The organism is Candidatus Symbiopectobacterium sp. NZEC127, from assembly GCF_025962675.1.
Taxonomy (GTDB): Bacteria; Pseudomonadota; Gammaproteobacteria; order Enterobacterales; family Enterobacteriaceae; genus Symbiopectobacterium.
Genome location: NZ_JAGFPG010000004.1, coordinates 94,932 through 107,573 on the forward strand (window position 1 = coordinate 94,932; position 12,642 = coordinate 107,573).

At 56.1% G+C, this 12,642-nt stretch carries 14 protein-coding genes; 10 read left to right on the top strand and 4 right to left on the bottom strand.

Features of this window, described 5'->3' with window-relative positions:
• Positions 1 to 10: 10 nt before the first annotated feature.
• Positions 11 to 271, top strand: a complete 261-nt coding sequence (locus tag J5069_RS16200) for an acyl carrier protein (RefSeq protein WP_264627976.1) — start codon at positions 11 to 13, stop codon at positions 269 to 271.
• Here J5069_RS16200 and dhaR read toward each other — a convergent pair.
• A complete protein-coding gene (gene dhaR / locus J5069_RS16205) occupies positions 256 to 2,238 on the bottom strand; it encodes a dihydroxyacetone kinase operon transcriptional regulator DhaR (protein WP_264644859.1) in 1,983 nt (660 codons plus the stop codon). The two genes, J5069_RS16200 and dhaR, sit on opposite strands and share 16 nt — an antisense overlap.
• Before the next feature lie 392 nt (positions 2,239 to 2,630).
• On the opposite strand from dhaR, the gene J5069_RS16210 reads away from it, so the two are divergent.
• The 4 genes from J5069_RS16210 to dhaM all read left to right on the top strand — a co-directional run bounded on the left by J5069_RS16210 (position 2,631) and on the right by dhaM (position 6,692).
• Positions 2,631 to 3,350 (top strand): MIP/aquaporin family protein, encoded by a 720-nt coding sequence (locus tag J5069_RS16210; RefSeq protein WP_264644860.1) that lies wholly within the window; start codon positions 2,631 to 2,633, stop codon positions 3,348 to 3,350.
• A gap of 72 nt (positions 3,351 to 3,422) precedes the next feature.
• On the top strand, positions 3,423 to 4,487 hold the full coding sequence (dhaK, locus tag J5069_RS16215) for a dihydroxyacetone kinase subunit DhaK (RefSeq protein ID WP_264644861.1): 1,065 nt from the start codon (positions 3,423 to 3,425) through the stop codon (positions 4,485 to 4,487).
• Between the two features lie 97 nt (positions 4,488 to 4,584).
• On the top strand, positions 4,585 to 5,211 hold the full coding sequence (dhaL, locus tag J5069_RS16220) for a dihydroxyacetone kinase subunit DhaL (RefSeq protein WP_264645077.1): 627 nt from the start codon (positions 4,585 to 4,587) through the stop codon (positions 5,209 to 5,211).
• Positions 5,212 to 5,246: 35 nt separating this feature from the next.
• Positions 5,247 to 6,692: a dihydroxyacetone kinase phosphoryl donor subunit DhaM gene (dhaM, locus tag J5069_RS16225; protein WP_264644862.1), complete on the top strand. Its 1,446-nt coding sequence runs from the start codon at positions 5,247 to 5,249 to the stop codon at positions 6,690 to 6,692.
• A gap of 60 nt (positions 6,693 to 6,752) precedes the next feature.
• On the opposite strand, the gene J5069_RS16230 is transcribed toward dhaM, so the two are convergent.
• Positions 6,753 to 7,379, bottom strand: a complete 627-nt coding sequence (locus J5069_RS16230; RefSeq protein WP_264644863.1) for a LysE family transporter — start codon at positions 7,377 to 7,379, stop codon at positions 6,753 to 6,755.
• Positions 7,380 to 7,482: 103 nt separating this feature from the next.
• Positions 7,483 to 7,848, bottom strand: coding sequence for an HMA2 domain-containing protein (locus J5069_RS16235; protein ID WP_264644864.1), 366 nt, complete (start codon positions 7,846 to 7,848; stop codon positions 7,483 to 7,485).
• A gap of 306 nt (positions 7,849 to 8,154) precedes the next feature.
• Here J5069_RS16235 and J5069_RS16240 point away from each other — a divergent pair, with 306 nt between their 5' ends.
• From J5069_RS16240 to J5069_RS16260, 5 genes are read left to right on the top strand one after another with little or no spacing between them, the layout of a single operon-like run.
• Positions 8,155 to 8,475 (top strand): HMA2 domain-containing protein, encoded by a 321-nt coding sequence (locus J5069_RS16240; protein ID WP_264644865.1) that lies wholly within the window; start codon positions 8,155 to 8,157, stop codon positions 8,473 to 8,475.
• Positions 8,476 to 8,497: 22 nt separating this feature from the next.
• Positions 8,498 to 9,184: a YtxH domain-containing protein gene (locus J5069_RS16245; RefSeq protein ID WP_264644866.1), complete on the top strand. Its 687-nt coding sequence runs from the start codon at positions 8,498 to 8,500 to the stop codon at positions 9,182 to 9,184.
• Positions 9,168 to 9,500, top strand: a complete 333-nt coding sequence (locus tag J5069_RS16250; protein ID WP_264644867.1) for a hypothetical protein — start codon at positions 9,168 to 9,170, stop codon at positions 9,498 to 9,500. Before J5069_RS16245 ends, J5069_RS16250 begins: the two co-directional genes overlap by 17 nt.
• Positions 9,497 to 9,814, top strand: a complete 318-nt coding sequence (locus tag J5069_RS16255; protein WP_264644868.1) for a DivIVA domain-containing protein — start codon at positions 9,497 to 9,499, stop codon at positions 9,812 to 9,814. The genes J5069_RS16250 and J5069_RS16255 overlap by 4 nt, the downstream gene beginning before the upstream one ends.
• Positions 9,814 to 11,913, top strand: a complete 2,100-nt coding sequence (locus J5069_RS16260) for a heavy metal translocating P-type ATPase (protein WP_264645078.1) — start codon at positions 9,814 to 9,816, stop codon at positions 11,911 to 11,913. Before J5069_RS16255 ends, J5069_RS16260 begins: the two co-directional genes overlap by 1 nt.
• On the opposite strand, the gene J5069_RS16265 is transcribed toward J5069_RS16260, so the two are convergent.
• A complete protein-coding gene (locus J5069_RS16265; protein ID WP_264644869.1) occupies positions 11,910 to 12,638 on the bottom strand; it encodes a proteasome-type protease in 729 nt (242 codons plus the stop codon). The two genes, J5069_RS16260 and J5069_RS16265, sit on opposite strands and share 4 nt — an antisense overlap.
• Positions 12,639 to 12,642: the final 4 nt, after the last annotated feature.

Genomic DNA, 12,642 nt, shown 5'->3' on the forward strand with positions numbered 1-12,642 from the left:
TGGTGTGATAATGGGGAGTGATAATGAGCGTCAGGTGAAAGCATTGATTCATCAGGTAAGCGGCATCCCTGTTGACAGCATTGGGTTGAACGATAGCGTGATCGTCACGTTAGGTCTGGATTCGGTCGAGATGATAGATTTACTGATGCAGCTTGAGGCATTCGGGGTGACGATCCCGTCAGCGCAGATAGACGCTGCGCTGACGGTACGCAATATTGTTGAACTTTTCGCCGGTGCATCTTATCCCGAAAGGGGTCAACCCACTTTGTAATCGGCAAGATGGATATTAAGCAGCTTGAGTTTACGCCACAAGGACGTGCGGCCAATGTTTAACGATAAAGCCATTTGTGAGGCTTTTCCCCGGCAGTGAATGGCTGCCTGGATGAGCGCATCCCGCTCCATCTCTTGTAACGACTGAGGATGGAGGCTCGCTTCTCGCGATGATGTCTCAAGAATGTTTTCACTCAATGGTGCCGGAATATCTTTGACTTTTATTCGGTTGCCGTTGCTATAGCTGTAAGCGCGCTCCAGCACATTGCGCAGTTCTCGGTTATTTCCCGGCCAGGCATAGCGCATGAGCAATTGTTGTGCATCTTCAGAGAGCGTCACGTTAGCGCCGATCTCGCGGCTCATGATCTTAAGGTAGCGCTTGATCAATGCAGGGATATCTTCGCTGCGTTCCCGCAGGGCAGGTACGTGGATGTCGAACGATTGTAATTCGTAAAGCAGGTGGCGGCGAAAGCGGTTTTCCTCAACAAACTGATTGATGTCTATATCTGTGGTGGTGATCAACCTGACATCCAGCGGCACCAACGTCTGGTTGGCCTTGTTGAGCAACCCGGTTTTCAGCAGTTGTAACAGCGCGGTTTGCACTTCTTGTGTCAGGTATTCGACATTCTCTAACAGCAATGTGCCACCTTTCGCCAACTCGAATTTGGAAATGACCGGTTTATCGGTATGCGCGTTGTTGCCCAAAAATTCGCTCGCCATCGCCTCGCGCGGTATTGCCTGGCAATTGATGGTAATAAAGGGCTTATCCCTGCGCTCGCTGGCGTTATGAATAGCCTGTGCCAGATAGGCCTTGCCAAGTCCCTCTTCACCGTGCAGCAGGACGGAGCCGCGCCCCTTTGCCGCCTGCTGTGCAAGGCGAACCACACGCCGAATAGCGCTGGAGGTGCCAACGTAATCAAGATCGTCAAATGTCAGCCGTGCATACGCCCCGCCGTGGCGATGCACCAATTCACGAATGTGATCGATAGGGTGCAACAGCGCGATGTAACGATCGGGCGTATTGGCGACGCCTTTGACAATTTTGAGCGACATCGCCAGTGCGATAAACGCACCTTGAAATTCGACGGCGGTTTCGAACAGGTAGACATCCCGGTTTTCCGCAATGGCATGCGCGATCCGCTGCGGTAAGGTCAACGTATCCTGAATATTTTTTCCTAACAGCTTCTCGCCCTTAACATTGAGCAGGTCGCTGCCGTTTTTGTTCAGATAGAGGATGGTGCCTTTATGATCCCAGGCGAGCACGCCTTCTTCCACGCCATCCAGCAGGGCGTGTACTTCACTTAAATGTTGGTTGGATTCAGCCAAAATCATATCCGTGTGCAATTTTGCGCTGATTTGCTGCGCAGTGGAATGCACTAGCGCCAGGGCGGAAACCGTGTCGCTGTCGTTTAGCAGAATCAGCCCGACCGCACCCATCACCGCGCTGTAACTGTCGAAAACCGGCGTGGCAAAGCAGGCAAATTGATGCAAGTGCTGATTGAAATGCTCATAGCCTTGCAGGCTGACCGGCTCGTGTAACAGCAGCGCCGTTGTGACGGCATTATTCCCCATCATGCTTTCGCGCCAGTAAATTCCCTCGCCAATGCCTAACGTCATTAGCCGTTGGCTCATGGCCGGGGAAGCGTGAAAACTCAGCGTACACCCGGTTTCATCGGTCAGTAGCAGGGCGCATTCCGTGGTGGTGAGATAGGCAAAGATATCCTCCAGTATGGGTGAAGAGATATTGATCATATCGGCACGGTTGCGACACAGAGACTTGAACGTAATGCCTTTGGCGTAGAGTGGCGTTGACCAATGATCGTGACGCTGTTGTCGACGGCAACGCAGCCACGATTCGGTGACATAGGGCTTTAGCGCGAGGTGTTCCATGCTGGCGGCATCGGGATACCTTATTGGGTCCGGCGTGATGAAATCGTGCCACAGGGTTTTCAATGCAGTCTGTTTCACCGGTTGCTCCTTTATCGTACCTATTTGGGAAATAGGTAGCGCATTTATGTTCCATTTTGGAAATATTATGTCGAATTTGTGATGCATATCGCCAACCACCAATGGCGATGAGATAGAACCGATGATTATATTTAATTTATTGAATTTGAATGTCTTTATTCTTTCATTCAACAAAGTGTGAGTTGCTACACAACTTTTGTCACAGTTTGACGGGTATCAAATAACAGGGCGTGCTGCGGTATTTATGTTTCATATTGGGACTTTTTGGTGCGCCACGATGTTCCTGAATTGAACAAAAAAATATTTTTTACAGCATAGATTCGGCTTCCTACTCTCATCGTGTTCGTTACGTCATGTGGGTAACCCCTCAAGCTAAAACGAAGGAGATAGCGATGAACGTTTTTCTTGCAGAATTGATTGGCACCATGGTGCTGATACTGCTTGGCAACGGTGTAGTAGCCAACGTGGTGTTAGCGCGAACCAAAGGAGGCAATAGCGGCTGGATCGTTATTACCGCCGGGTGGGGATTTGCAGTAGCAATCGCGGTATATATCACGGGCTGGGTGAGCGGGGCGCATCTGAATCCGGCGGTGACTTTTGGCATGTGGCTGTATGGCAGCATCTCTGGCGCAATGGCATTGGCCTATGTCGTCGCTCAATGTATCGGCGCTTTCCTCGGCTCGATTCTGGTCTATCTTACCTACAAACGTCACTACGACGAGACTGAAGATGCAGGGCTGATACTGGCGACCTTTTCCACCGGGCCTGCGGTACGCGACTTTAAGTGGAACCTGGTCACAGAAATTATCGGTACGGCTGTTTTAGTCTTTGGCGTACTGGGTATTTTTAATTCGCATAACGGGATTGCGTCCGGCTTTGGCCCGTTCGCGGTGGGGATTCTGGTGTATAGCATCGGGTTGTCGTTGGGGGGGCCTACCGGCTATGCCATCAACCCGGCGCGTGATTTAGGGCCGAGAATTGCTCATGCCTTGCTGCCCATTAAAAATAAAGGCCATTCCGATTGGGAATACGCCTGGGTACCGATTGTCGGCCCGCTGATCGGGGGTGGCATCGGTGCGCTGTGCTACAAATTTTTACCGGTTTTTGCCTAACGGGCGGTTCGCCGCTCAGCCATGGAAATCGTCCTTTCCCCAGAGAAAGGGCGGTCATCAAGAGGAAGGGTCATGAAAAAGCTCATCAACAAAGTCGATGATGTTGTCAGAGAACAGCTTGAAGGTTTCGCACTTGCCCACCCCGAATTGACGGTGAATACCGAGCCTTTCTATGTTTACCGTCGCTCGGACAAACCCAAAGTGGCGCTGATCTCCGGCGGAGGCTCCGGGCATGAGCCGATGCATGCCGGTTTTGTCGGTTTTGGCATGCTGGATGGCGCGTGCCCCGGCCATATCTTTACCTCGCCTACGCCCGATCAAATGTATGAGTGCGCGCAGAACGTCAGTAACGAAAATGGCGTGTTGCTGCTGATCAAAAACTATACCGGGGATATCCTTAATTTTGAGACCGCCGCAGAGCTGCTGCACGGTGAAGGTATTGCCGTGCAGGTGGCCGTGATTGACGATGATGTCGCGGTAAAAGACAGCTTGTACACGGCGGGTCGTCGTGGGGTTGCCACCACGGTGCTGGCGGAGAAACTGTTGGGGGCCGCGGCAGAAGAGGGGTATAGCCTGGAGCAATGTTCAGCGCTGGCGACGCGTATTGCCGATCAGGGGCGTTCTATTGGCGTCGCACTCTCCTCGTGCACCGTACCCGCAGCCGGTAAGCCCAGTTTTTCATTGCCGGAAGATGAAATCGAATTCGGTATCGGTATCCACGGCGAGCCGGGCATCCGCCGGGAAAAGTATACTGATGGTGACACCATTGTCAGCGCCATGCTGGATGAAATTCTTGATAACACCCCTTACGTACGAACGCTGCGTCAATGGGATCGGGAAAAAGGCGAATGGTTTGACGATACCCGTACCACCACGCCGCTCAACGCGGGCGACAATGTGATTGTGCTGGTTAACGGACTGGGGGCCACGCCAGCCTCGGAGCTGTACGGCGTTTATCGCAAAGTGGCGGAGATTCTGGCGGCGAAGCACATCAACATTGCACGTAATCTGGTCGGCACCTATTGCAGTGCAATTGATATGCAGGGCGTCTCCATCACGGTGCTGAAAGCGGATGACGAAATGCTCTCGCTATGGGATTTCCCGGTCAGTACACCGGCGCTGAGATGGAAAATGTAGTGTAGTCAGGCAAGCTGCCGCCGTTGGCGGCAGATCGCGCGCAGATGCAGGGGGAGCCTGCATCCGGCGCTGATGCGGTGAAAACTGAGGTGCGATGATGGTGGTAACCAAAAGCAAAGTGATCGCCTGGCTGGATGCGGCGGCCGATGTGTTTGAGCAACAACAAGAGTTTCTTACCGATTTGGATCGTGAAATCGGCGACGCGGATCACGGGCTGAACATGAACCGTGGCTTTCGCAAGGTAAAAGAAAAACTGCCGACGCTGGCGGATAAAGATATCGGCACCATCATGAAGAATACCGGCATGGTGCTGCTTTCCACCATTGGTGGAGCCAGCGGACCGCTGTACGGCACTTTCTTTATCAAAGCGGCAGAAACCGTGATGGCAAAAGAAGAGCTGACGGTCACGGATCTCTACCATATGTATCAGGAAGGGACGGAGCGCATTATCGCTCGCGGCATGGCGCATCCCGGTGATAAAACCATGGTGGATACGCTGAGCGCGATTGTGGCATCGCTGAAAGCCCGGCAAGAAGATCCGCTCTCCTCGGCGCTGGCGGCAACGCTGAAAGCGGCGGAGCAGGGAATGAAAAGCACTATCCCACTGCGTGCGGCAAAAGGTCGTGCCAGCTATCTTGGCGAGCGCGCTATCGGACATCAGGACCCTGGTGCCACATCCAGCTACCTGCTGTTCAAAACGCTCTGTGATGTCGTGGACATGTGATGCCCTGATGACCCGATTGGGTAAGGCTGTAGAAAATGGTCAATATCGTGGTGGTTTCTCACAGTAAGCGCCTGGCAGACGGGGTGGTGGAACTGGCAGCGCAGATGACGCACGGCAGCGTAAAATTTGCGGTGGCGGCTGGCATTGATGATCCCGATAACCCGATTGGCACCGATCCCATTGCCGTGATGACGGCAATACAGGAGGTGCAAGATGAGGGCGACGTGCTGGTGATGGTCGATATGGGAAGTGCGATTTTGAGCACCGATCTGGCGTTGGAACTGCTGGGTGAGGCCTATGCGACCCGCGTGCACGTTTGCGCCGCGCCGCTGGTGGAAGGAACCATCGCCGCCGCAGTCGTGGCAGCGTCCGGTGGTGATATCCGCCAGGTGATGGCAGAAGCGCATCAGGCTCTGGCGGCGAAATATCACCATCTGAATCAGGATGATAAGCTCATGGCCGCCATCCCGCCTGTTGCCTTGACGGCGGAGACGCCAGCCTCAGCGCTCACCTTTTCCTGGCGTGTGGCTAACCCGGCGGGCATTCACGCGCGTCCGGCCTCGGCGATTGCCACCTGCCTCAATCGCTACAATGCCGATGTGCAACTGGTGAAAGGTGCACAGACGGTAAACGGCAAAAGTGTGAATAATATTGCGCTATTGGCGATCAAGCGCGGCGATGAAGTCACACTGCACGCGAGCGGTGAGCAGGCGCAGCAGGCGATAGATGCCTTTACCTTGCTGGCGCACGAGCATTTTGGCGATCGTTTGGAAGCGAAAGACGCTGCGTTGGCGCGCCCTGAGCGGCACCCGGTGGGGGAATTGGTAACGGCCACCGTGTGTCGGGTAGACCGGACGTTGCCCGCCGTGACGCCGCGCGTCAGTCAATCCGCGCAGGCCGAGCTGGCTCAACTTGCGCAGGCGATTGATGCTGCCGTGCAAGACCTGGATGAGCTGTGTGCGTTTACCGCGCAGCGCCTTTCTGATAAGGAAGCCGGGATTTTCCTGGCGCATCGGATGATGCTGGAGGATGGCGAACTGTACGCTGCGGTCGCCGAGCGAATGGGGCAAGCGGCGGTGCAGGTTGATGCGCTGTGGCTAACGGTGATTTCCTCGCTGGCACAGGAGTATCAGGGAATTGAAGATACCTACCTGCGTGAACGCTACATCGATATCTATGACGTCGGTCTGCGCGTGTTGCGGCATTTGAACCATCAGCCCGACAGCGTGGTTACGCCCTGTCACACACCGATGGCGATTGTCGCCAACCTATTGCTGCCTTCTGAAACGGTGCAGTTAGATCCCGCCTGGATCAAAGGCGTCTACTTCACCGACAGCGGCAGAAACTCTCACGCGGCCATTCTGGCGACGGCGTTGGGCATTCCGGTGTTTATCGATAAGCCGGGCCATACGCGGGCGTTACGTCACGGAGAAACGATCACGTTCAATGATGACAACGGTGAGATTGCCGCTGAAGCATGAGGGTCTGGCGTTGCTATCCCAGTGAACACGGGATAGCAACGGCGAAAACAGTCTGTCTTCTTAGCGGCTGGAGACAGCCAACGCCGATCCAGCCAACACAAACACGCCGCCAGTGGCGCGATTAAGCAACGCCATGCGGCGTGGATTGCTGAATACACCAGACAGGCGTCGCCCGGTGCTGGCGTAGAAAAACATGATGCTGAAATCAAACAGCACCCAGGTCAGCGCCAGAACGGCAAACTGGAGCGCATGGGGTTCCGTGGTGCTGATAAAGTTGGGAAACAGCGCGGCAAAAAACAGCAGATCCTTCGGATTGCTGATACCGACTAAAAAGCCTTTACGAAACAGCGCAACTCGCGTGGGTGACGCATCCATCTGCACCTGTTCGGGCGCGTGAGCGGCGGCGGCCGAACGCCATGAGGCAATGCCAAGCCAAATCAGATAGAGCGCACCAACGATTTTCAGGATCATAAACGCGGTGGTTGAAGCCGCTAATACGGCTCCCAATCCCAGCGCCGAGAGTGACATCAGCACCAGCGCGGCGCTCACGCCGCCCAGTACGGTGGCGGCAGCGCGGCCACGGCCATAGCGCAAACCGTGCGTCATACTGATCAGCGCTGACGGACCGGGAATGGCAATTAAAACGGTAATCACGCCGACAAAGGCGAGCCAAAGGTGTAGCTCCATGTTTTCTCCAACCGAATGCGTGTAACGGGCACAAATGCAGCACCGCGCGCTATGTTCTCACATATAGCGCGCGGTGCCAAAACGGAATTTAGGTAGGCAGCGGTTAACGCACGAGAGTGACCAGTCGTTTGACCAGTGGACCTTTAATCGCCATATCCAGCGTCATCAACGCCAGCCCTTTAGCCAGTGAGCGGGTGTAGCGATGAAGCGACCTGTCGATGTAGGTCTGGTTTCTGGCAACGGAAAGCCATCCTGCTGGCTCAATCTGTGCCAACAGCGCATCGCCAGACAGCATTTTGCTGTCGAAACAAATCGCGACAGAACCGGCATAATGCCGATGGGTAATCTCCTGCACGCCCGCGATTTGACGCAGTTGCGCAATGGTCTCGGTCACGCGTTCCGGGTTGCGCTGAATATATTCGGAGCGAATTCGAATGCGATTCTGAGTTTGATGCAAATAGGGAGACATGTCGCCGCGACTCATAGGGATTAGAATGATAACAATTTACATTATCGTAGTGAGAGTGTCTATCACCTCTGTTTATCGCACGAATTGATAAAAAACAAACAACCAGCAATTAACCACATAAATCTTAAGTGGTTCTCCTAACGTTACGTTATTGTGACGTTGCCTTCGCGCAAAAATATTTACATTCCTGACGTGGTGACAGGGGCAACCTTGTCGCTTCGTGTTGTGCGCGCGGCATGGGTTGATGTCGCACGAGGTTGACGCGGCATTGATGTTAGTAGGCAAAGGGAGGCTGTAGTCACCGTTATGGCGGCAGATGATTTGCAGAGTTTGATGGCGCTACGCCGTTTTGTCACGGTAGCGCACCATATACCGGGGCGAATTCGCCTCAGTTTTACCAATCGTTTGGTCTCCGCACTCAGCCAAAGCCGGTTGGCTGCGCTGCAATCGCTGTGTCACCCCGAAGGGTGTTTGAAATCGTGCAGCATTAATGCCGCAACCGGCAGCGTGGTACTGGAATATTGTGCCAGCACACTGTCCCCCACGCTGCTGACGCATCTGTTTGGTCACGATGATCAGGCGGCGCAACAGGCGCTGACGCAAATTCAGGCCGTGCTCTCCCAGTAAACCTAGTCAAGCGAGGGTCGTTATGAGTAATGATAATAATCCTGTGAATCAGGCTCCCTATTTCCCACCTTATGGCTATCCCTATTACGTGCCGCAAGGTGATCCCGCCGCGCAGGGGGCTTTTCCTCCCCCACCCGGATGGCCGCCGCAGCCAGCATGGTATCCGCAGATGGCGCCGGGTGCGGTGCCTCCCGGTTATTTACCGCCTGGCTATTCAATGCCTGGGTATCCGCTGCCAGGGTATCCATTCCCTGGAAATGCGGTGCCGCAAGGTGCACACCATCACGGTCATCATGCAGCGCCGGGCATGGATTGGAGCGCGCATGCGCAAGGTGTGGTTGAGAATGTGATGGGAGAACAGGCCGGACTGTTGAAAAGCCTGATCGGCACCATCGGTGCGGATGATAAAGAGTTTTGGAAAGGCGCCATGATAGGGGCGGCTGTCACGCTGCTGCTGACCAATGACAGTGTGCGCCAGACGCTGACACAAACATTGGCGAGTGCGGGCGATCTGTTGAAAACCGGCGGCGACAAAGTCAAATCCTCGGTAGCCAGCGGAGCCGAAAGTGTGAAAGAGAGCGTGGCGGCGGGCAGCACCATTTTTCGCGACACGGTGAAGGCGGGTAAGGCGGAATTTCAGGCCTCGGTAGAGCGCCAGCGCACAGCGCCTCCTGCGCCTGAGGAGACACCGAATGAGCAACAACCGTGACGCGCTAAGCCCCATCAGCCGTGCGGTGGTGGCGGGTGCGTTGGTCGGCACCACTACCTCTTGCATCGAACAGTGGCGGCGTTACCAACGCGGTGAAACCACGCTGAATGAAAGCGCCGTCAAGGTGGCTAGCGATGCGGCCAAAGCGGGCGTGGTGAGCGGTGCCGTGATGGCGGTAGCCAGCGCCAGTGCGGGACGGCCTTTGCTTACCTGGTTAACGCTGGCGAGCGCTGGTGTTGCCAGTCTTTATGTGCTGGATGCCATGCAGCGGCGCGACGCGCCACAGGACCAACCCCAAGAAGGAGTGCCGGAATGAACCCTCCCAACATGCCTTATGTGTACGCCTATCGGTTGCCGAACGGGCAGGTTGCCTATGCCAGCTACCCGCCAGCCACACCTGCCGCCCCTTATCGTCAGGCAAACAGCAAAACCCATTTTGTCACTGGCGTAGTGGCGGGCGCTGCCATTGCGTATTTGTTGACCAATCCGCAGGTGCAGCAAGGGGTCGCCACCACGGCGAAAAAAGCGTGGGGTACCGTGCGCGGCGAGGTAGAAGAGTTAAAAGAGCGGCTGGCGGATCTCCAGGCGGAGCTGGATTACTACCGGCAGCAGGAGAATGACGCGTCGTGATGCCCGATCGGGAGGTCACTCTCGCGCCGGGTATTCGGGTTAAGCACCGCTTGCCCGGACGTTTGCGGCTGAGCATGACGCTGCTGGCGCGTTTCCCTGACGGAGCGAACTGGCTGCGCCATCAACTGTTGGCGCTGTTGGGCGTCACAAGGGTGCGCCTGCGTCCGGCGATTGGCTCGGTGGTGATTGAGTACCACCCGGATCAGACCGACGAATCCACGCTGTTGACGCACGTGGCTGGCATTGACTGGCAGCAGCGTACCGAGAGCGAGCATGAGCCGGAGTATTGCGGTGGCGATAATCTGCTCAACGCGGGCGGTTTGCTGCTGGCGCAGTGTCTGCCTCGACGCTGGGCGGCGCTGCCAACGCTGCTACTGACCGGGGAAACCTTGGCTGAAGGTGTGTCCTCGCTGACCCGGCGCGAGCTGAACGTTGAGGTGCTGGATGCACTGGCCGTTGGGCTTTCCGTGCTGCGCGGTGATAACCGCACCGCGATGTTGACGCAAACGCTGCTGACGCTGGGCGAGTACATGGAGCAGGAGACCAGCCGTCATTCCGATGCGCTGTTGGCTAGCCTGTTACGACCGCAGGAACACAGCGTGTGGGTCGAGCGCGCAGGAGAACGTCATCAAATACGCTCCTCTGCGCTGACGATTGGCGATGTGATGCTGCTTGGACCGGGAGACACCATTCCGGCGGACGGCAAGGTGCTGCGCGGTGTTGGCCTGATTAATCAGGCCTCGATGACCGGGGAAAGCGTGCCAGTGCGGCGCGAGAAGGGCGCCTGGCTGTATGCGGGCACGCAGGTGCAGGAAGGCAATATTGCGGTACAGGCCGATCGGGTGGGGGAAGCGTCCTCGATTGCCAATATTCGCCGCTTTATCAGTGAATCGTTAAGCCAGCAAAGCGAAACACAAAAAGTGACACAGGCGATGGCAGACCGGCGTGTGGCGATCACGCTCGGTGTAGGGGGGGCGGTGTTTGCCCTGACCCGCGACTGGCGGCGTCTGGCATCAGTGTTTTTGGTGGATTATGCCTGTGCGCTGAAGCTAAGCACGCCGATCGCGTTTAAATCCATTATGTACCGCGCGGCGCAAAGTGGCTTGCTGCTGAAAGGCGGGCGGGCGATTGAACAACTCGCCGCGGTCGATACGGTGGTGTTCGACAAAACCGGCACCCTGACGCACGGTGATATGCAGGTGACGGAAGTGGTCAGTTTCGATCCGGAGCGGGCCTGGGCGGAGCGCCTGCTGGCGATCGCGGCCTCAGTTGAGGAACACAGCAACCATCCGTTGGCGAAAGCGGTGGTGGCGTCGGCGCACCACCATGCGTTGCCCCATATCAACCACGGCGAAGTAGAGTATGTGATTGCACACGGTCTGCTGTGTGAACTGGATGGTCATCGCATGGCGATCGGCAGCCGCCATTTTCTCGAAGCGCACTATCAGGTTGTGTTCTCACCGTACGAGGCCGAGATTAGCGCGTTGGCTCAGCAGGGGTGCCATTTGCTGTTCATCAGCCTTGATGAACGGTTGGTTGGTATGATTGGCTTACAGGATAACGTGCGGGCGGAAGCACTCGAGGTGATCGCACAACTGCGTCAGTCGGGGATCGATCGCATCGTGTTACTGACTGGCGATCGCGTTGAAAAGGCGCAGCAACTGGCTAACGCGTTAGCGATGGATGAATGCGTGGCCGAATGCACGCCAGAGAGTAAGGTGGATGTGGTTCAGGCACTGCAACAGCAGGGCCGCAACGTGCTGTTTATCGGCGATGGTGTCAATGATGCCCCGGTGCTGGCGCAGGCGGATGTCGGACTGGCGATGAACCAGAGTACCGAGCTGGCGCAGCAGGCGGCGGATGCGGTACTGATGCAGGACAGCCTGCACGGCGTAGTGCTGGCGCGTGAACTGGCGCTGGAAGCGATGAAGCTGGTACACAGCAATATTGCCCTGACAGAATGGGTCAACAGCGGCATTATGCTGACGGCGGCGCTGGGCGGGTTGTCGCCGGGCGGCAGCGCCCTGCTGCACAATGGCACCACCCTTGCAGTATTGCTGCGTGCGCTGGCGGCTCGGCGGACGAGTGTGACGCGTTAAAGCGAGAACGGCGGCAGTTGACGGAACGTGTTCTGTAACCCTTCCGACCAGGCTTTGCGAATGGTGGCGAAGTAGGGATCATCTTCGGTAACACGGCGCTGTCCGCTGTCATCAAAGCTGTCAGCCCGGTAGATCATCACATCCAGCGGCAGCCCGACGGACAGGTTACTGCGCAGCGTGGAATCAATCGAGATCAGCGCACAGCACATCGCCTGCTCAAGCGTGGTTTCACGGGTTAATACCCGGTCAATGATCGGTTTGCCGTATTTGCTTTCGCCAATCTGGAAGTAGGGCGTGTCGCGCGTTGCCTCGATAAAATTGCCTTCGGGATAGATATGAAACAGTCGGGGGGCTTCTCCGGCGATTTGCCCGCCTAACAGCAGGTTACAGCCAAAGTTGGTGGTGCTGGCATGTTGTTGCATACGACTGTCACGATCGATAACTTCGCGTAAGGTGGCACCGATCAGCGTTGCGGCGTCGTACAGGGTTGAAACCTGCAACAGGTTGGGCTCGCTGTCACTGCGCATGCGCGTTTCTAGCAGGCTGACAATGCTTTGTGTGGTGGCCAGGTTTCCGGCGGACTGCAACACCAGCACCCGATCGTCGGCGCGGTGAATCACATGCAGTTTTTTGAACGTTGCAATATGATCCACCCCGGCATTGGTGCGGGAATCCGAGGCGAACACCAGCCCGTCCGACAGGCACATGGCCACACAGTAAGTCATAATC

Excerpts from the sequence above, each read along its gene's own strand:
- J5069_RS16200 (WP_264627976.1), top strand. The coding sequence starts at position 11 with ATGGGGAGTGATAATGAGCGTCAGGTGAAAGCATTGATTCATCAGGTA.
- J5069_RS16210 (WP_264644860.1), top strand. The coding sequence starts at position 2,631 with ATGAACGTTTTTCTTGCAGAATTGATTGGCACCATGGTGCTGATACTG.
- dhaK (WP_264644861.1), top strand. The coding sequence starts at position 3,423 with ATGAAAAAGCTCATCAACAAAGTCGATGATGTTGTCAGAGAACAGCTT.
- dhaL (WP_264645077.1), top strand. The coding sequence starts at position 4,585 with ATGGTGGTAACCAAAAGCAAAGTGATCGCCTGGCTGGATGCGGCGGCC.
- dhaM (WP_264644862.1), top strand. The coding sequence starts at position 5,247 with ATGGTCAATATCGTGGTGGTTTCTCACAGTAAGCGCCTGGCAGACGGG.
- J5069_RS16230 (WP_264644863.1), bottom strand. The coding sequence starts at position 7,379 with ATGGAGCTACACCTTTGGCTCGCCTTTGTCGGCGTGATTACCGTTTTA.
- J5069_RS16235 (WP_264644864.1), bottom strand. The coding sequence starts at position 7,848 with ATGTCTCCCTATTTGCATCAAACTCAGAATCGCATTCGAATTCGCTCC.
- J5069_RS16240 (WP_264644865.1), top strand. The coding sequence starts at position 8,155 with ATGGCGGCAGATGATTTGCAGAGTTTGATGGCGCTACGCCGTTTTGTC.
- J5069_RS16245 (WP_264644866.1), top strand. The coding sequence starts at position 8,498 with ATGAGTAATGATAATAATCCTGTGAATCAGGCTCCCTATTTCCCACCT.
- J5069_RS16250 (WP_264644867.1), top strand. The coding sequence starts at position 9,168 with ATGAGCAACAACCGTGACGCGCTAAGCCCCATCAGCCGTGCGGTGGTG.
- J5069_RS16255 (WP_264644868.1), top strand. The coding sequence starts at position 9,497 with ATGAACCCTCCCAACATGCCTTATGTGTACGCCTATCGGTTGCCGAAC.
- J5069_RS16260 (WP_264645078.1), top strand. The coding sequence starts at position 9,814 with ATGCCCGATCGGGAGGTCACTCTCGCGCCGGGTATTCGGGTTAAGCAC.
- J5069_RS16265 (WP_264644869.1), bottom strand. The coding sequence starts at position 12,638 with ATGACTTACTGTGTGGCCATGTGCCTGTCGGACGGGCTGGTGTTCGCC.